Origin of the sequence: Nakamurella flavida (genome assembly GCF_030811475.1) — a bacterium.
GTDB lineage: Bacteria > Actinomycetota > Actinomycetes > Mycobacteriales > Nakamurellaceae > Nakamurella > Nakamurella flavida.
The window spans coordinates 4292534-4310353 of record NZ_JAUSQV010000001.1; the positions used below are offsets into that span (position 1 = coordinate 4292534).

A 17820-nucleotide genomic window follows, 5' to 3' on the forward strand; every position below is an offset into this window, starting at 1 on the left:
GGCAGCCATGACCAGCACGGGTACCACCTCATCCGGCCCCACCTCGTCGGGCGCACCCCGCGCCGACGGCCGGGCCGACGACGAACTCCGGCCCATCCGATTCACCCGCGGTTTCCAGGCCCATCCGGCCGGATCCGTCCTCGTCGAGTTCGGCGGGACCAAGGTGCTCTGCGCGGCCTCCGTCACCCGCGGCGTGCCCCGCTGGCGGCACGGCTCCGGGCTCGGCTGGCTCACCGCGGAGTACGCCATGCTCCCGTCGGCGACCCACGAGCGCAGCGCCCGGGAGTCGGTCAAGGGGAAGATCGGCGGCCGCACCCACGAGATCTCCCGGCTCATCGGCCGCTCCCTGCGGGCCTGCGTCGATCTGTCGGCCCTGGGCGAGAACACCATCGCGGTGGACTGCGACGTCCTGCAGGCCGACGGCGGCACCCGCACGGCCGCGATCACCGGCGCGTACGTCGCGCTGGCCGACGCGGTGGCCCTGTTGCGTGAGCAGAAGGCGCTGGCCCGGCCGAACCCGCTGTCCAGCCAGATCGCCGCCGTGTCCGTGGGGGTGGTGGGCGGCCGGGTGCGGCTCGACCTGCCCTACGAGGAGGACTCCCGCGCCGAGGTGGACATGAACATCGTGGCCACCGAGTCCGGTGAGCTGGTCGAGGTGCAGGGCACCGCCGAGGGGGCCACCTACTCCCGCGCCACGCTGGACGCCATGCTCGACTCCGCGCTGGCCGGCATCGCCCGGATCACCGAGCTGCAGCGCGAGGCGCTGGCCACCGCCCGGCCCGGAGCCGGCTCGTGAGCCGGGTGCTGCTCGCCACCCGCAACGCCAAGAAGCTCGTCGAGTTGCGCCGCATCGTCGGGGCCGAGGTGACCGTGCTGGGGCTGGACGATCTGCCGCCCTTCCCGGAGGAGCCGGAGACCGGGGCCACCTTCGAGGAGAACGCCCTGGCCAAGGCGGTGCAGGCGGCCCGGGAGACCGGCGAGATCGCCGTCGCCGACGACTCCGGCCTGGCCGTCGATGCGTTGAACGGCATGCCGGGCGTGCTGTCCGCCCGCTGGGCCGGGCGGCACGGCGACGATGCGGCCAACAACGCCCTGCTGCTCGCCCAGCTCGGCGACGTCCCGGACGAGCGGCGCGGCGCGATGTTCGTCAGCGCGGTCGCGATGGCCGTTCCCGGCGCGGAGCCGGTGGTGGTGCGGGGGGAGTGGCGCGGCCGCATCCTGCGGGCCGGCAGCGGGGCGAACGGTTTCGGGTACGACCCGCTCTTCGTCCCGGCCGAGAGCGACGAGGCGGGCGACGGCCGCACCTCCGCCGAACTGGCGCCGGCCGAGAAGGACGCGCTGTCGCACCGGGGGCGGGCGCTGGCCGTGCTGGCCCCGCAGCTGCTGGCGGCGGTGCGCGCCCGCTGAGGCCCGCGGACGAGAAAGGCCGGGCACACCCGCATGACGGGGTGCCCGGCCTTCGCCGTCGGGACCGTCAGCTCACGGGCGGCCGCGGGTCCGCCCGGCCGCACGGGCGATGATGGCGGCGATCGACGCGCCCAGCAGGGTGACGCCGATGATCAGGATCCAGGCGGTGACGCCCCAGTTGACCAACTGCCCCGAGTCGAAGAAGAGATCGACGAATCCGGCGATCCGGTCGGCGCCGTCGTAGCTGACGACCGACCACACCCCGGCGCCGGTGAGCGCGATGCCCGGCAACAGGGTGGCCCAGGGAGACCATCCGTTCAGGATGACGGCGATCAGGATCAGCACACCCCCACCGATGGTGAGGATGATGTCCCGGACCGATCCGGTGGTGCCGGAGTCGAGCATGGTGGTGGCCAGGCGGGAGCCGAACTCACCCACCAGGTACAGCCCACCGGCGACGAGCAGGGCACCCAGCAGGGTGCTGATGACGGCGGCGACCGCGCGACCGCCCGGGTCCCGGCCGGTGCCCGACGACGGCAGCGCGGCGCCGGCGGGCGGCGCGATCACCATCGGTTCGGCGGCCGCGGGGACCAGCGGGGAGTGGCCCGGCACCGAGGGCGCGTAGTCGGCGGGGCCGGGGATCGACGTGGTCGGTGCATCGGCTCCCGCGTACCCCGGGGTGTACCCGGGGGACTGCCCGGCGGACCAGTCCTGGTCCTGCGAACGGTCCTGGACCGGCGGCACCGACACGGCCGGGTAGCGCGCGGTGTCGGTGGTGTCCGCCGAGGACGGAGCGGACGGGTGGCCCGATGCCGATCCGGTCGCGGCGGCGTCCTGGCCCGGCGTGGCGTATCCCGACGAGTACAGGGTGGGTTCGGCCGCGGCGGTGGTCGAGGACTCCGACCGGTCGGGACGGTCGTCGTCCCGGGTCGGGGGCGGGCCGTAGGGCGAGGGGTGGCGTGCGCCCTCGCCGGCCGGGAAGGCCGGGCCGACGGCGGTCCCGGTGTCCGGGCCGTTCTCGGACCGGTCGACCGGGCCCGCCGCGAAGGACGGGGTGGGGGCCGACGGCGACTCCGCGTACGGCTCACCCGTGCCGTCCGTGCCCGAGCTGCGGTCCGTTCCGGCGTCCGACGCCCGGTCCGGTGTGCCGTCGACGGTGGCCGAGCCGGTGGTGGCTCCGCTGCGGTCGACGAGGTGGGTGGGGGCGTCGTCGTACCCCTGCGCGGGGCTCGATCCCGCGGCGGTCTGCGTCTGCCCGTCCGTCGTGTCGGCCTCGCCCCGGGGGTGTCCGTCCGGGGCGTTCCGAGCGTCGGTCTCGCGGTCGTCCCGGGGTGTGTCACCCGAGCCGGTCGTTGCCGTCATTGCTGTCCCCTTAGCGGTGAGTCGTCGCGATTCACCGTACGGGCCTGCTCCGCTCCCGACGCCGGGATCGGGAGCGTGTCGGGGGGACGGAGCGTGAGCGGCCGACGGCGTGCGACGGCCGACCGGGGTGGGGCCGGTGGGACTCGAACCCACACTGGCACGGACCTAAACCGTGTGCCTCTGCCAATTGGGCTACGGCCCCGGGGGCGACGGAACGGTCCGCCGCAGGGACAGGGTACGGGGCGGGTGCCGGCGCCCGACGGGCCGAGCACGGTCCGTCGGTGCGCCCGCCCCGCCCCCGGCCCCGGGGCGGGTCGGTCTCAGCCGGCGACGCCCAGTTCCTTCAGCAACCGGGCCACGTGCCCGGTGGCCTTGACGTTGCGCCAGACCTTCTCGATGCGTCCGTCCGCCCCGACCAGGAAGGTGGAACGCAGGACGCCCTGGACGATCCGTCCGTAGTTGTTCTTCTCCCCGAAGGCCCCGTAGGCCCGCAGCACGTCCTTGCCCGGATCGGCGAGCAGGGTGATGCCCAGGTTCTCCGTGGCGCGGAACTCGGCCAGCTTCTCCGGGGTGTCCGGGGAGATCCCGATCACCTGGTAGCCGGCGGAATCCAGATCCCCTCGGGCGCTGGTGAAGTCGCAGGCCTGGGTGGTGCACCCGGGCGTCAGGGCGGCCGGATAGAAGTAGACGAGCACCGGGTGGCCGGCGTGGTCGGCCAGCGAGACCGGCCTGCCGTCGGCGTCGGGGAGGGTGAAGGGCGGCGCGAGGTCGCCCACGTCCACAGGGGTGTCTGTCATGCGGCTAGGGTAATAAGCCGCGGGACGCCTTCCTGGTGCCCCCGGACCACGGGAGGTTGCGGTGGCCCGCGACGCGGAAACCATTCAGGCCGAGATCGAGCGGGCGCGTGACGCCCTCGCGGTGACGATCGACGAGCTGACCACCCGGGCGAACCCCCGGCGCGTGGTCGAGCAGGGCAAGCGGACGCTGCGGGTGACGCTGGCCGATCCGAAGGTGAAGTACTCGCTGATGGCCGTGGGCGCACTGTTCTCCCTCGTCGTGGTGCGGCGCCTGTTCCGCTGACCGCAGGGCCGCCCATCTGCCATGACGCTTCCGGCCGATGGGTTGCCCGGTCCGCCGATGATCTGTCCCACAGGCGTCGCTGACGGGGGCCCGACCGATGTGCTGGTTATCCTCAGGAGCCGGGCTCTTCCGGCGTGGGTGACCCGCCGGGTGTTCGTGGTCGGGCCGCCTGTCCGACACGACACGAGGCGGTTCATCGGTATGCGATCTGCGCGGAGGCTCGCGCCTGCCCTGCTCGTCCTGGTGTTGGCCGTGGTCAGCGCCTGTTCGACCGGTGGGCTGTCCGCCACGACCGTCACGGCGACGAAGACGGCGGGGCAGTCGTCGGCGGCCGTGCCGGATTCCACCGGCACGAGCTCGGGGCAGAGTTCCGGCTCGTCGTCGTCGGCGTCCAGCGCCGCCCCCACGACGACGATCACCCAGCCGCCCGTCGCGGCGGTCACCGCCAGTCCGGCCTTCGGTGCCACCGACATCTCGCCCGTCGAGCCCATCAGCATCTCCGTGGCCCAGGGCACCATCGACTCCCTGGTGATGACCAACCCCGAGGGCAAGGAGGTCGCCGGCACGGTGGCCGCCGACAAGGCGTCCTGGGCGGTCGGTGAGGAGCTGGGCTTCGGCAAGACCTACACGGTGACGGGTACCGCCACCGGGACCGACGGCAAGCAGGTCCCGATCAGCGGTACGTACGCCACCGTGCAGCCCACGGACGAGGTCCGCACGACGGTCAACCCGGGTGACGGCCAGATCGTCGGGGTCGCCGCACCGATCAGCGTCAGCTTCGGGGTCGAGCCCGAGGACCGCGCCCTCATCCAGAAGAACGTCACCGTGAGCACGGACCCGGTCGTCGAGGGTGCCTGGGCCTGGCTCAAGCACGACGACGGTCGGTGGGCGATGGACTGGCGGCCGAAGGAGTACTGGCCCGCCAACACCCGGGTGCACGTCGAGGTGAACGTCTACGGACTGAAGTTCGCCGACGGCGCCTACGGCGCCCAGGACCTGACCAGTGACTTCTCGATCGGCCGCAACCAGGTCGTCAAGGCCGACGTGAACTCCTTCGAGATGGTCGTGCAGCAGAACGGCGTCACCGTGGCCACCTACCCGGCGTCCTACGGCAAGGGCGAGGCCGGTGGCGACCCGAACCTGATCACCCGCTCCGGCATCCACGTGGTGAACGAGTTCAACGAGGTCAAGCTCATGAACAACCCGCGGTACGGCTACACCAACTCGCCGCAGAAGTGGGCCGTGCGGATCAGCAACAACGGCGAGTTCATCCACGCCAACCCGAACAGCGTCGGCTCGCAGGGCAGCAGCAACGTGACCCACGGCTGCATCAACCTGTCGACCGAGCACGCGGAGGAGTACTTCAAGGGCGCCCTGTGGGGTGACCCGGTGGAGATCACCGGTACCTCGGTGAACCTGTCCGCGGAGGACGGCGACATCTACGACTGGGCCATCCCGTGGGATCAGTGGCTGACCATGTCGGCCCTGTAGACCCGTCCGTCCCGGCCCCGGCCGAAGATCCACGCTCCGACGTCCGGCCCCTCGGCTCCTGCAGCCGGGGGGCCGTTGTCGTCCTCCGCGGTGCGGCCGGGTGACAATCGGACCCGTGTCCGACCCCATGCAGCCCGCGCCCGAGCCGTCCCCGTCCGCCGTCCGTTTCCCCGACCACGTGCGCCGCATCGTCGGCGCGACGATCGTCCCCGAGCCCGGGATCCAGCTCGACGACGCCGAGATCGCCTTCCACACCGGGACCGGGGTCATCGACTACCTGGGGCCGGTGCGCGGACCGGCCCGCCCCGAGGATCTCGACGCCCGCGGCCGGATCGTCGCGCCCGGGTTGGTCAACGGGCACACCCACTCGTCCATGACGATGCTGCGCGGCTGGTGCGACGACCTCCCGCTGGATCTGTGGTTGGCCCAGATGCGGCGGTTCGAGGTGCGGATGACGGCCGCGGACATCCGCGCCGGTCTGCGCCTGGCCATGGTCGAGATGCTGCGGTCGGGGACGATCGGGTTCGTCGACATGTTCTCGTGGAACACGGAGCTGCTCGGTGACGTGGTCGACTCCGGGATGCGGGTGCGCGCCTCCCCGGGAGTGTTCGGCTACGGCGCGGTCGCCTTCCCGATGGCGGAGCCGGAGGCCGGCGGTGTCGTTCTCGACGAGGTCCCCGCCCTGGCCGCGGAGTTCGCCGGCGAAGCACGGATCACCATGGACTACGGCCTGCACGCCCCGTACACCTGCCCACCGGATCTCATCGCCGATGTCGCCCGACGCGCGATCGACCGTGATCTGGGGGTGCAGATCCACCTGTCGGAGACCCGACGGGAGGTGGCGCAATCGCTCACCGACCACGGGATGTCGCCGATCGCGCACGTCGCCGGGCTGGGCCTGTTCGACACCCGTCTGCACGTCGCACACGCGGTGCACCCCGAACCCGGGGACATCGACCTGCTGGCGCGCCCGAACGTGACCGTGTCGCACAACCCGGTGTCGAACCTGAAGCTCGGCGCGGGGATCGCGCCGGTGCCCGAGTACCTGGCCGCCGGCGTCACCCTGGGGCTGGGGACCGATTCGGTCGCGTCCAACAACACCCTGGACATGTTCGAGGAGATCAAGACCGGCGCGCTGGTGCAACGCGGTCTGCACACCGACCCGCTGGCCCTGTCGGCCCCGGCCGTGCTGTCGATGGCCACCCGGGGCGGGGCCCGGTCGCTGTCCCAGGGCCTGTCCGGACGGCTGGCCGTCGGGGAGCAGGCCGATCTCATCGTGCTGGACGCGTCCGGGATCACCGCGTCGCCCAACGGCGACGCCGGGTCGTTCCTGGGCTATGCCGCCCGCGGAACCGATGTCACCGACGTCGTCATCGCCGGCCGGCAGGTCGTGGCCGACCGGGTGGTGCTGACCGTGGACGAGGAGGCGGCCCGCCTCGACGTCCGGGAGCGGGTCACCCGGGTCCGCGGGGAGCTGGACGCCCGCTGACCCGTGTCCCGGTCCGGCCGAGCCGCGGGTGGGTCAGGACACCGGTTCCCGGGGTGCCGGCCCGGGCAGCGGGACGGCCGGTCCGGCGTCCCGGACGAGGACGTCGGGCCACCGGCGCGGGTGGTGCAGGGTCGGCAGCAGGTGTGCCGGATGCCAGGTCAGACCGGCCGGGATGCGCGAGCCGTACCGTCGGCCCGCGGCCAGGACCGCGACCCCGCCGCAGACCACCCAGAACAGCACCAGCGACCAGCCGCTCTCCGGTTCCGGGGGTCGGTAGCCCTGCCGCCACGAGTTGACGTCCACCACCACGGCGAACGACTCGGCCAGACCGTGGCACACGGCCGCGTCGGCGCCGGTGGTGTGCTGCTGATCGCATCGGGCGTGCAGCTCGGACCGGAACATCGCGTCGGCGTCCTGACGGCCGCCGGAGGCCAGGGGGGCGCCGATCCGGCCGGCGTACCGGACGATGTCGTAGGCCAGGTCGTGTTCCTTGCAGACCACGTCGAAGTCGTACCGGGTCGGCCCGGTCGGCGAGGAGCAGTCGCCGGTCGGCTTGATGAGGATCGGGGTGTCGTGCGGCCCGATCGCGACCAGGGGCCGGTACCCCATCACCGTCGCCCAGTCGGCGGGGAACGCGGCATCGGGGCGGCGGGGGTCGAACGACGCGGTGGTGACGGCGTGCAGGGCCTCGTCGGCCGCGCGATCACCGCCGCTCTGCGGACCGGGGTGGACGCTGATCACCCAGAGCGCGGTCAGACCGGTGAGCAGCACGCCCACCAGCCCCCGCATCATCGCCTCAGGATGACACGCCCGGGGTCGTGGGGACAGTGAAGTCGTCCCCTCGGGGGCAGGATCACCCGGCTCGCGGGCGGCGTCCCTACCCTGGCGTCATGATCGCGCATCGCGGGCACCGCCGCCCCGCCCTCCCGACCCCGTCTCCCGCCCCCGTCCGGCCTCCTCGCCCGGAGTCGGCCCGATGAGCCCCGTCGACGCCCTGCTGGTCGTCGGCGGCGGACCCGCCGGGCATGCCGCCGCGCTGGCCTTCCGCGCCGCCGGCGGTACCGGCCCGGTCCGCATCCTCAGTGCCGACGAGGATCCGCCCTACAACCGCCCGCCGCTGTCCAAGGACTACCTGCGCGGGGAGACGGGTGAGGACGAACTCCCGCTGTCCGCCGAGGACGGCGGCCCGGACACCGAGCTCGACCCCGACACCGACCCCGACATCACCGTGGAGGTCGGCGAGAGCGTCATCGCCCTCGACCCTGCCGCGCGGACGGTGGACCTGGCCTCCGGGCGGACGCTGAGCTATCGCACCCTCGTGCTCGCCGTCGGCATGGAGCCGGTGACGCTCCCGGTGCCCGGCGGTGATCACCCCGCCGTGCACACCCTGCGGTTCCTCGCCCAGGCGCGGGCATTGCGGGGATCGGCCGAGGACGCCCGGACGGCCGTGGTCGTCGGGTCCGGATTCATCGGGTGCGAGGCCGCCGTCTCGCTGGCCCGGCGCGGGGTCTCGGTCACGATGGTCTCCCCGCAGGACACCCCCCAGGAGAAGAGGCTGGGCGCCGAGGTCGGTCGACGGTTGGCCGGTTGGCTCGACGACGAAGGGGTGCGACTGCTGGGTGGCCGATCGGTGGAGCGCATCGAGGACGGCCGCACGGTGGTACTGACGGACGGCTCGACCCTGACCGCCGACCTGGTGCTGGCCGCCGTCGGGGTCCGCCCGGTGACGGGCTTCGTGCAGGACGCGGGGGTTGCCGTCCAGGAGGGGCGCATCGTCGTCGACGAACACATGCGCACGTCCTTCCCCGGCATCTGGGCCGCGGGCGACGCCGTGCTGGCGCGGAACGCCGCCGCGGGACGTCATCTGGCCGTGGAGCACTGGGGCGAGGCCCTGGCGATGGGGGAGGTGGCCGGACGGCAGGCGGCGGGCGATGGGACCGCCGCCTGGTCGGCGGTGCCGGGGTTCTGGTCGGAGATCGGCGACCGCACCCTGAAGTACGCGGCCTGGGGGGACGGCTTCGACGACGTGACGGTGGTCGACCACGCCGGCGGCGAGCCGGGAGCGTTCACCGCCTGGTACGCCCGGGACGGCGTCCTCGTGGGGGTCCTCGCCCACGGGGCGGACGAGGACTACGAGCGGGGTGGGGAACTGGTCGGCGAGGGCGCCCCGGCCCGGGACTGACCGCCCCCCCGCTCGACCGACGGGGTCGATCCGGCGAGTCCGGATCGGCCCCGTCGCTATTCCTGCACGGTGGTGCGGGGATGTCGGGCCCAGAAGAAGCAGAACACTCCGAACGACGCGAAGCCCAGCGCCATCAGGGTCAGCAGGACGGACCCGAGGGGGGCGTCGTGCACGGTGCTCAGGGCGTCGTCCAGCCCACCGGCCCGCTCCGGGTCGTAGTCCACCGCGGCCCAGCCGAGCAGGCCGCCGACCACGGCCAGAGCGACACCCTTGGCCACGTAGCCGATCTGACCCAGCAGCAGGGCCCGCCGGTCGACGCCGCCGGCCAGGTCCTCGGTGAACTTCCGCCCCACGCCCTTCACGATCAGGCGCACCCCCACCGCGACGACGGCCGCCGCGGCGACGAGGACCAGGATCCGGCCGAACGGCGCGGCCAGCACCCGGCCCGTCATCGACTCCTCCTCCGATCCGCCGGACTGCGATCCACTGGTGAGGGTGCGCAACGCGGTGAGGGCGAGGGCTGCGTAGATGACCGCCCTGGCCGCGGAGCCGAGCCGCTTGCGGAGGCGCTTCGCGGCGCGGCGTCGCCGGTGGCCCCAGATCGCCTCCGCCGCCTGCCAGACGGCGAGCACGGCCAGTCCGGCGGCGGTGACGGCGAGCAGGACGGCCCCGAACGGACTGCCGACCATGGTGGCGAGCGCCCCCTGCTGCGATGCTTCCCGCCCGCCCGTCGGCAGTCCCCAGGCGAGTTGCAGGGCGATCCACCCGACGAGCAGATGGACGATGCCGAAGGCGACGAGTCCCACCGTGATGAGCATCGTGAACGGCCGGCTGTTCACCAACCGGCCACCGGCCTGCTCGGCCTGGTCGGCGGCGGACCCGGGTCGTGACGTGGACATGGCGTGAGCCTGACACGTCCCGGGCCCGCCGTCGTGCGGACCTACTTCTCGTCCAGGCTCTCCGGCTTGTGGACGGCGTCCTTGCCGGACTTGTCGCTCTCCACCAGGTACTGCGGCTCGTCCTCGCTGGCCCGGACGGTGCGTCCGCCGGCTTCCGTGTCCTCGGTGATCTTCTCCTTGACGGTGCCCTCGGTCGTGGTGCCGTGGGTCTTCCAGGTCACCTCGTCGCCGGGGGACAGATCCTTGTCGTCGCTCATGTCGTTCTCCTTGTCGATGCGTCGTGCTGATGCGGCCCCGGAGGTCGCTGCGGGGTGGCCCCCGGCCGGGGTGTCCGCGGGGGGTCGAGGTGCAGTACCCCGGGGAGCCGTTGTCCGGACGCAACCGACGCTGCCTCGTCCGAAATTTCCTGGCGAGACCCGCTGCGGCGCGCGTACATTCGTCGGTACACGGGAGAGGAGGTGGTCCAACGTTGATGACGTCATGGACTCGTGAGGTGACTGGCCGCTAGGCCGTCGCGCATCACCGTCGGAGACGACACGGCCCGGAGGGGTCGCGTGATCCGGCAGCTTGGCAATACCGGGCAGTCACCACCCCCCTGGGCCGCCGACCCTCGTCCAGTCGGCCCGTCCGCAGCTCGCTGCGGACGGAACAGCCCAGGGGTCCTTCATGTCCGGGGTCGGGTCGGGCGGCCCCGCTGAGGGGTCAGCGGTCCAGGCGCTCGATGGGCAGCACGCCCCGGCGCACCGCGTCCACCAGCCGCGCGTGATCGCTCTCCGTCTGGTCGGCGTACAGCCGGGCGAACCGGGCCAGGGCGCTGTCCAGCTTGTCCGACCCGCCCACGTAGCCGGAGATCATCGAAGCGCCGCTGGTGCGGGCGTGCCCCTTGGCCAGCAGGTGGCCGACGATGCCGGCGTAGTCCGACAGGGCGGCCGGATCGATGGAGTCCAGGGCCACGGTGCCCTTCATGTTCCGGAACTGGCGGACGTAGTACTGCCGTTCGCCGACGGTGGCCCAGCCCAACAGGGGGTCGCTGACCGTCTGCAGGGCCTGCTGGTACTCGACCACCCGTTGCCCCTGGTGCCGGTGCCAGGCCGAGTCGCCGTGCACGTACCGGGCCAGCACCGAGCGGCGGGCCTGCTTGAGCTGGAGGAACACCACGTCGTCCGGACTGCTGCCCTCCAGCAGGGCGACGTAGGCTCGCAGACCCACGCTGCCCACCCCGACGACCTTGTGGGCGATGTCCACGACGGTGTAGCCCCCGAGGGCCCGGCGCCAGTGGGAGGCCAGGGTGCCGAGGTAGTCGTCCAGGGCCGCGGCGATGGCGTGGAACTCGTCCTCGGGCACCCGGGTGATCAGCGGGGGTTCCTCGACGATGGTGCGCCGGCCGAGATGCCGCTGGGTGAACCGGGGGAGGGCCCGGTCACTGGTCCGGCTGCGGGCGCGATCCGCCGCCCGGGCGATCTCCGCGCGCAGTGAGGCATCGGCGGCCCGCTCGCTCAGCCGCTGGACCGTCAACCGCTCGTAGGACCGGGACAGCAGTGGCTGCTCGGCCAGGGTGCGCACCTCCGCCCGGTAGGAGGACACGCAGGACCGGGTGGCCGTCTCGCACTGGTCCTCGTCCGCCCCGTTCTGCCGACCGGCGACCCAGATGCTGGCGACGAGTCGGCGGAGATCCCACTCCCATCCGCCGGGGTGGGCCTCGTCGAAGTCGTTCAGGTCGATGACGAGATCGCGTTCGGGGGAGGCGTAGAAGCCGAAGTTGCCCAGGTGGGCGTCACCGCACACCACGGGAGTGATCCCGGTGGACGGGAGGTGGGCGACGTCGTCGGCCATCACCACGGCCGTGCCGCGCAGGAACCCGTAGGGCGAGTCGGCCATCCGCCCCACGCGGATCGGGATGAGCCGTTCGACCCGGCCCTCGTGCGACTCGCGGACCAGCTGCACCGGGTCGGGGCGGTCGGTGGGTGGGGTCCAGTCGCCCAGGCTGGAACGCGGCACCTGCTGCCGCAACGCCCGGCCGAGGCGGTAGCGCTCCTGGCGGGCGACCGGGGTCCGGCGGAGCGAGGCGTAGTCCTCCCCGGCGGCGGCCGCGAACACGACGTGCCCGCGGTCCTCCCGGGTCCGCCCGGCGGCGGTGATCTGGTCGGCCGGCGCACCGGCCGGGGGCGGGAGGTCCACGGCGATCCTCGTTCCGACGGGGCGGCCCCCGGCACCCGGGGATCACGACGCCGCGGTCAGCCTACGACCAGGGACATCGCGGACCCGACGGACCGCCCCATGATCGATACGGGGCGGGCCGGGTGGGGGTCGAGGTGTCTCGGTGGCATGTGCCCGGACAGCAGAACGCCCCGTCCGATGATCGGACGGGGCGTTCTGGTGGTGCGCCATCAGGGACTTGAACCCCGAACCCGCTGATTAAGAGTCAGCTGCTCTGCCAATTGAGCTAATGGCGCGTACTCGACTCCGGGTGACCAGCGCCCGGCTTCGAGGGTGAACTCTACAGGCTGGACGGCCGGATCATGAAACCGCTGGTGAGGGCGACGGGCCGGGCCCGGACGCACGAACGGCCCCCGCCGGAGCGGGGGCCGTTCGACTGCCATGGGGTGAGCGACGGGACTTGAACCCGCGACCACCGGCACCACAAGCCGGAGCTCTACCAGCTGAGCTACGCCCACCATGTGCCGCCCGTCAGGCCCCGGGGGCCTTTCGGACTCGGGAAGTCTACGTGATGGCGCGGGGTGCTCCGGTCCATCTCGTGACGTCCGTCCGTCCGTCCGGCGGGCGGTGGTCGGCGGACGGCGGCAGGTCAGCGGCCGAGGAGCTCCGCGGCGACGGCCTGGGCCTGCTCGGAGGTGGGCCCGGGGTCGGCGACGAACGCGGTGCGTCGGTAGTAGGCGAGCTCGCGGATGGATTCGGTGATGTCGGCCAGCGCCCGGTGGGCCAGCCCCTTGGTGGGCTGCGCGAAGTAGATCCGCGGGAACCAGCGTCGGGTCAGTTCCTTGATCGTCGAGACGTCGACGAGGCGGTAGTGCAGGTGCCCGTCCAGCTCCGGCATGTCCCGGGCGATGAAACCGCGGTCGGTACCGATGGAGTTGCCGGCCAGCGGGGCGGTCCGCGGTTCCGGGATGAACTGCTTGAGGTAGTCCAGCACCATGCGCTCGGCCTCGGGGACCGTCACCGTCGAGGCCCGGACCTCCTCGGTCAGGCCGGATTTCGCATGCATCTCGGTCACCACCGGGGGCATGTTGGCCAGTGCCTCGTCATCGGCGTGGATGACGATGTCGATGCCCTCGCCGAGGATGTTCAGATCCGCGTCGGTGACCAGGGCGGCGATCTCGATGAGCTTGTCGTTCTTCAGGTCGAGGCCGGTCATCTCGCAGTCGATCCACACCAGTCTGTCGTTCATCCGACCGACCCTAATGGTCGGCCGCCGGGCCCGGCCGGTACGCGCTGGTTACGCTCGGCCCGCGCGACCCGGCCCCGAGGGTCGCCCGCGGGAGGATGCATGTCCGAGCAGGGAACCAGCGCACCGTCGGGTGGGCCGGGGGAGTCGCCCGCCCGCCGCATCGCGGCCGGGTACGACACCGTCGCCGCGGCCATCACCCTGGGGTCGGTGGTCGTGGACGGGGTGGCCGATCCGTCGGCGCTCGTGCGCCTGCCGCTGGCCACGATGAACCGGCACGGCCTGATCGCGGGGGCCACCGGCACCGGCAAGACCAAGACGCTCCAGCTCATCGCCGAGCAGCTCAGCGCGGCGGGGGTGCCCGTGCTGGCCCCCGATGTGAAGGGCGATCTGTCCGGGCTGCTCACCGCGGGGGAGAGGGGTGACCGGGTCACCACCCGGGCGGCGGAGACCGGTGACGACTGGACGCCGACGTCCTTCCCGGTCGAGTTCCTGTCCGTGGCCGGCGCGGGCGACTCCGTGCCCCTGCGGGCCACCGTGGACTCCTTCGGTCCGTTGCTGCTCTCCCGGGTGCTCGATCTCAACGACACCCAGGAATCGACCCTCGGCCTGGTCTTCCACTTCGCCGACCAGGCCGGACTGCCGCTGCTCGACCTCGCGGACCTGCGGGCGGTCATCGCCCACCTGACGTCCGACGAGGGCAAGCAGGACCTGAAGGATCTCGGCGGGGTGTCCCGGGCCACGGCCGGGGTCATCCTGCGGGCGGTGACCACCCTGGCCGCCCAGGGCGGCGACGACTTCTTCGGCGAGCCGGAGTTCTCGGTGGCCGACCTGTTGCGCACCGCCCCCGACGGTCGGGGCGTGATCAACCTGCTCGACGTCACCGGACTGCAGACCCGTCCCGCGCTCTACGCCACGTTCCTCATGTGGCTGCTCGCCGAGCTGTTCGAGACCCTGCCCGAGGTGGGCGATCTCGACCGCCCGAAGCTGGTCTTCCTGTTCGACGAGGCCCACCTGCTGTTCACCGACGCCAGCAAGGCCTTCCGGCAGTCCATCGAGCAGACGGTCAAGCTCATCCGCTCCAAGGGGGTCGGGGTGTTCTTCTGCACCCAGCTCCCGACCGACGTGCCCGCGCCGGTGCTGTCCCAGCTCGGGGCCCGCATCCAGCACGCGCTGCGGGCCTTCACCCCGCAGGACCAGAAGGCGCTGGCCGCCACCGTCCGGACGTACCCGACGACGGACGACTACGACCTGGGCACCGCGCTGACCACACTGGGCACGGGGGAGGCGATCGTCACCGTGCTGTCCGAACGGGGCGCGCCGACCCCGGTGGCGTGGACGCGCATCCGTCCGCCCCGTTCGCTGATGGCCCCCTCGCCGGTGGCCGACCGGCAGGCCGCCCTCACCGCCTCGCCGCTGCTCGGCCGCTACCAGGTGGTGCTGGATCGGGAGTCGGCCTACGAGATGCTGACCGGCCGGTTGGCCCACGCGGGCGATGCCGCGGCACCGGCGGGCGGTACCGCGCCGCCCCCGACCTCCACCCCGACTCCGACCGGCACGTCGGCACCGGCCTGGCCGGACCTGACCCCGCCGGACAACCCCTACCTCGGATCACCCGAACCCTCGCCTCCGGCCTCGTCCGGCCCGTCCACCGCCGAGCGGTTGGGCGACCTGATCAGCAGCCCGGTGGTGAGTTCGTTCATGCGGTCGTTCGGCTCGGCCATCGGCGGGGCGTTGGGTCGATCGGTCACCGGTACCCGCCGCCGACGCCGCCGGTAGTCCTGGCCGGGGCACCCTGGAGCGGGCCGGCCGGAACGATGACCGGTGCGGGTGCGTTGACCCCCGGGAAGTCCTGACGAGAAGGCTGTCGGTGGAAGCCGTGCTGTGGATCGTGCTGCTGGTGCTCGTGGTCGGCGGTGCCGCCTACTACCTGCAGGCCCGGAGGAAGGCCGCCACGCGGTCCCTGGACGACGCCCGGGCCGAGGCCCGCCGCTGGGTCGAGCGGCTCGGCGGCCAGGTCTACGCCCTGGACCCCGGTGCGGATGCCGCGGCCCGGCAGGCCCTGGCCGACGCCTCCGAGCGGTTCACCGCCGCCGGCTCGCAGGTCGAGCAGGCGACGACCGAGCAGCAGTACCGCCTCGCCCAGCAGACCGCCTACGAGGGCCTCTACTACGTCCGGGCGGCGCGGACCTCCCTGGGCCTGGACCCCGGCCCGGACCTGCCGGCGATGCCCGGACAGCAGCAGGCCGGCGCCGTCACCGAGGACCGGTCGGTGTCCGTCGAGGGCCGCGAGTACGAGGCCTCGCCGCGGGCCGGGGACAGCACCCAGCACTACTACCCGGGCGGCATGGTCGCCGGCCGGCCGGTGCCGCGCGGGTGGTACTCCGAACCGTGGTGGAAGCCGGCCCTGGTGGCCGGCGCCTGGGGCGTGGGTACCTACCTCGTCGCCTCCTCGCTGTTCGCGGGCATGGCGGGCATGGGCGCGCCTGGGGTGGCGGCGGGTACGACGCGGGCTACGAGCAGGGCCTGGCCGACGGTGGACAGGGGGACGACGGTGCGGGTCAGGGCGGCGATGCCGGTGGGGACCAGGGCGGGTTCGACCAGGGCGGGTTCGACCAGGGCGGCGGCGGCTGGGGTGGTGGTGACTTCGGCGGTGGTGACTTCGGCGGCGGCGGTGACTTCGGTGGTGGCTTCGACATCTGAGCCCACCGCGGCCCGGTCGGCTCAGCGGCCGGGTGGTCCGGCCGGCCGGCCCGTCCCGGGCGCCAGGAACGACCGCAGCGCCGTCGTCTCGCGGAGCTTCCGCAGGCAGCGGGCGCGGGTCGGCCCGATGCTGCCGACCGGCATGCCCAGCCGTCGGCCGATCTCCTCGTAGCCGATCGGCGGGTCGGCGACCAGCAGGAGCAGGAGTTCGCGCTGGGTGGCGGACAGCTCGGCCAGGCCGTCCCGGACCACCTGTCTCCGCTCGGCGGTCAGCAGGTCCTGGTCGACCTCGTCCGTGGTGGGCCGTTCCAGGGCGGCGTCGGTCTGCGGATCCACCGGGATGCCCAGCCGCCGGGCGCGCAGCACCCGCAGGGCCTCGTTCTTCGTCGTGGTGACGATCCAGGACGGCAGTGCCCGTGGTTCGCGGAGCGAGCCCAGGTGTTCGACCAGGCGCAGCCACACGGTCTGACTGACGTCCTCGGCGTCGCGGTCGCTCATCCGGTAGCGCCGGAGCACCGAGATCACCAGCGGGAGGTACCGCTCCACCAGGTCGTTCCAGGCCCGTGCATCGCCGGCGGCGGCCGCCACGACCAGCTCCGTCACATCGCCGGTGTGTTCCGCCATGCGCCCCTGCCCCGTTCCCGCCCCGGTCCACCCGACGCACCGGACGTCCGGGGCGGACACGGCAGCGGTCGGGGAACGCACCCATGATGGCAGGCCACACGCAGACCTCACAGACCCGTTTCGGCACGGCCGGCGGCGTGACCGCCACCGGCCCGGGAGCGTGGGGTAGAAGTGACCCATGTCCGAGATCGCGCCCGCGAACCTGTCGCCCGCTCCGTCGTCGACCGCCTCCGCCCGTACCGACGACCGGACGGTGACGGTCATCGGTGCCGGCATGGCCGGCGCGGCCTGCGCGGTGGAGCTCACCCGGGCCGGCGTCCCCGTCCGCGTCCTGGACCGCGGTCGCGGGGTCGGCGGCCGGATGGCGAGCCGCACCCTGCACGAGCGGGCCGTCGATCTCGGGGCGGGGTACTTCACCGTGCGGGACGACGAGTTCGCCGAGGTCGTGGCGGGATGGCGGAGCGCCGGGCTGGCTCGGGAGTGGACCGACACGTTCAGCGTGCTCGAGGCGGGCCGGGCCCCCGAACGCAAGACCGGGCCGGTGCGCTGGGCCACTCCCGGTGGACTGCGGTCCCTCGTCGCCGCGATGCTCGCCGATCAGGACGTCCGGTCCGCGTCGCCGGTGACCGAGCTGCCCACCGGTGACGTCGTGGTCGCCATGCCCGACCCGCAGGCCGCCAGGCTCGTGGACGTCCCCTCCCCGGTCGACTACCTGCCGGTGATCACCGTCGTCCTCGGGTTCACCGAACGGGGATGGGACCTGCCGGATGCGGCCTTCGTCACCCACCCGGACATCGAGTTCCTCGCCGACGACGGGAGCCGGCGCGGCGACGGCGCCCCCGTCCTGGTCGCGCACAGCACGCCCGACCGGGCCCGCCGGCACCTGGCGGATCCGGACACGGCCGTCGCGCCGATGGTCGCCGGGGTCGGGGACCTGCTCGGTGTGGGTGCGCCGGCCTGGACCCATGCCCACCGCTGGACCTTCGCCAAACCCGCGGATGCACGCCCCGAGGCGTTCTTCCTCCGGGAGGAGGACGGCCGGTGGGTGGGTCTGGCCGGTGATCAGTGGTGCCCGCAGGGATCGCCCCGGGTGGAGAGCGCGTGGCGGTCGGGCACCGATCTGGCCCGGGCACTGGTCGCGGCCCGGGGGTGACCCCGGCCGACGCCCGGGGCACCGCAG

16 protein-coding genes, 3 tRNA genes and 1 pseudogene are annotated in these 17820 nt (G+C 73.1%); 9 read left to right on the top strand and 11 right to left on the bottom strand.

The window, feature by feature from the left end; translation table 11 throughout:
• Positions 1–7: 7 nt before the first annotated feature.
• A complete protein-coding gene (rph, locus tag J2S58_RS19000; RefSeq protein WP_205257293.1) occupies positions 8–796 on the top strand; it encodes a ribonuclease PH in 789 nt (262 codons plus the stop codon).
• Positions 793–1407 (top strand): RdgB/HAM1 family non-canonical purine NTP pyrophosphatase, encoded by a 615-nt coding sequence (gene rdgB / locus J2S58_RS19005; RefSeq protein ID WP_205257294.1) that lies wholly within the window; start codon positions 793–795, stop codon positions 1405–1407. Before rph ends, rdgB begins: the two co-directional genes overlap by 4 nt.
• A 72-nt stretch (positions 1408–1479) precedes the next feature.
• On the opposite strand, the gene J2S58_RS19010 is transcribed toward rdgB, so the two are convergent.
• The 3 genes from J2S58_RS19010 to bcp all read right to left on the bottom strand — a co-directional run bounded on the left by J2S58_RS19010 (position 1480) and on the right by bcp (position 3566).
• Positions 1480–2769 (bottom strand): hypothetical protein, encoded by a 1290-nt coding sequence (locus tag J2S58_RS19010; protein ID WP_205257295.1) that lies wholly within the window; start codon positions 2767–2769, stop codon positions 1480–1482.
• 128 nt (positions 2770–2897) lie between these two features.
• A tRNA-Leu gene (locus J2S58_RS19015) sits at positions 2898–2971 on the bottom strand.
• A gap of 118 nt (positions 2972–3089) precedes the next feature.
• On the bottom strand, positions 3090–3566 hold the full coding sequence (bcp, locus tag J2S58_RS19020) for a thioredoxin-dependent thiol peroxidase (protein WP_205257296.1): 477 nt from the start codon (positions 3564–3566) through the stop codon (positions 3090–3092).
• Positions 3567–3627: 61 nt separating this feature from the next.
• Between bcp and J2S58_RS19025 the strand changes: the two genes are divergently transcribed.
• From J2S58_RS19025 to J2S58_RS19035, 3 genes are all read left to right on the top strand, one after another.
• Entirely contained in the window at positions 3628–3849 is a 222-nt protein-coding gene (locus J2S58_RS19025) for a DUF3618 domain-containing protein (RefSeq protein ID WP_205257297.1), read from the top strand.
• A 201-nt stretch (positions 3850–4050) separates the two neighbouring features.
• Entirely contained in the window at positions 4051–5340 is a 1290-nt protein-coding gene (locus tag J2S58_RS19030; RefSeq protein ID WP_205257298.1) for a L,D-transpeptidase, read from the top strand.
• Between the two features lie 115 nt (positions 5341–5455).
• On the top strand, positions 5456–6829 hold the full coding sequence (locus J2S58_RS19035) for an amidohydrolase (RefSeq protein ID WP_205257299.1): 1374 nt from the start codon (positions 5456–5458) through the stop codon (positions 6827–6829).
• Positions 6830–6862: 33 nt separating this feature from the next.
• On the opposite strand, the gene J2S58_RS19040 is transcribed toward J2S58_RS19035, so the two are convergent.
• Entirely contained in the window at positions 6863–7621 is a 759-nt protein-coding gene (locus J2S58_RS19040; RefSeq protein WP_205257300.1) for a hypothetical protein, read from the bottom strand.
• A gap of 184 nt (positions 7622–7805) precedes the next feature.
• Between J2S58_RS19040 and J2S58_RS19045 the strand changes: the two genes are divergently transcribed.
• Complete coding sequence (locus J2S58_RS19045) at positions 7806–9011, top strand: NAD(P)/FAD-dependent oxidoreductase (RefSeq protein ID WP_205257301.1); 1206 nt, start codon at positions 7806–7808, stop codon at positions 9009–9011.
• A 56-nt stretch (positions 9012–9067) separates the two neighbouring features.
• On the opposite strand, the gene J2S58_RS19050 is transcribed toward J2S58_RS19045, so the two are convergent.
• From J2S58_RS19050 to orn, 6 genes are all read right to left on the bottom strand, one after another.
• Positions 9068–9910 carry a DUF1206 domain-containing protein gene (locus J2S58_RS19050; protein WP_205257302.1) on the bottom strand — a complete coding sequence of 281 codons (843 nt, stop codon included), beginning with the start codon at positions 9908–9910 and terminating at the stop codon, positions 9068–9070.
• Positions 9911–9951: 41 nt separating this feature from the next.
• Complete coding sequence (locus J2S58_RS19055) at positions 9952–10167, bottom strand: hypervirulence associated TUDOR domain-containing protein (RefSeq protein WP_205257303.1); 216 nt, start codon at positions 10165–10167, stop codon at positions 9952–9954.
• A gap of 445 nt (positions 10168–10612) precedes the next feature.
• Entirely contained in the window at positions 10613–12007 is a 1395-nt protein-coding gene (locus J2S58_RS19060; protein WP_344469958.1) for a DUF2252 domain-containing protein, read from the bottom strand.
• Positions 12008–12287: 280 nt separating this feature from the next.
• A tRNA-Lys gene (locus tag J2S58_RS19065) sits at positions 12288–12363 on the bottom strand.
• A gap of 146 nt (positions 12364–12509) precedes the next feature.
• A tRNA-His gene (locus tag J2S58_RS19070) sits at positions 12510–12585 on the bottom strand.
• 131 nt (positions 12586–12716) lie between these two features.
• Positions 12717–13316 (bottom strand): oligoribonuclease, encoded by a 600-nt coding sequence (gene orn, locus J2S58_RS19075; protein WP_205257304.1) that lies wholly within the window; start codon positions 13314–13316, stop codon positions 12717–12719.
• A 99-nt stretch (positions 13317–13415) separates the two neighbouring features.
• Here orn and J2S58_RS19080 point away from each other — a divergent pair, with 99 nt between their 5' ends.
• Together J2S58_RS19080 and J2S58_RS19255 are read left to right on the top strand one after the other, a co-directional pair.
• Complete coding sequence (locus J2S58_RS19080) at positions 13416–15092, top strand: helicase HerA-like domain-containing protein (protein ID WP_205257305.1); 1677 nt, start codon at positions 13416–13418, stop codon at positions 15090–15092.
• A 91-nt stretch (positions 15093–15183) separates the two neighbouring features.
• A pseudogene (locus tag J2S58_RS19255) lies at positions 15184–16016 on the top strand (hypothetical protein).
• A 21-nt stretch (positions 16017–16037) separates the two neighbouring features.
• On the opposite strand, the gene J2S58_RS19085 reads toward J2S58_RS19255, so the two are convergent.
• Positions 16038–16640, bottom strand: coding sequence for a sigma-70 family RNA polymerase sigma factor (locus J2S58_RS19085; protein ID WP_205257306.1), 603 nt, complete (start codon positions 16638–16640; stop codon positions 16038–16040).
• A gap of 178 nt (positions 16641–16818) precedes the next feature.
• Between J2S58_RS19085 and J2S58_RS19090 the strand changes: the two genes are divergently transcribed.
• Positions 16819–17793 carry an NAD(P)/FAD-dependent oxidoreductase gene (locus J2S58_RS19090; RefSeq protein WP_205257307.1) on the top strand — a complete coding sequence of 325 codons (975 nt, stop codon included), beginning with the start codon at positions 16819–16821 and terminating at the stop codon, positions 17791–17793.
• Positions 17794–17820: the final 27 nt, after the last annotated feature.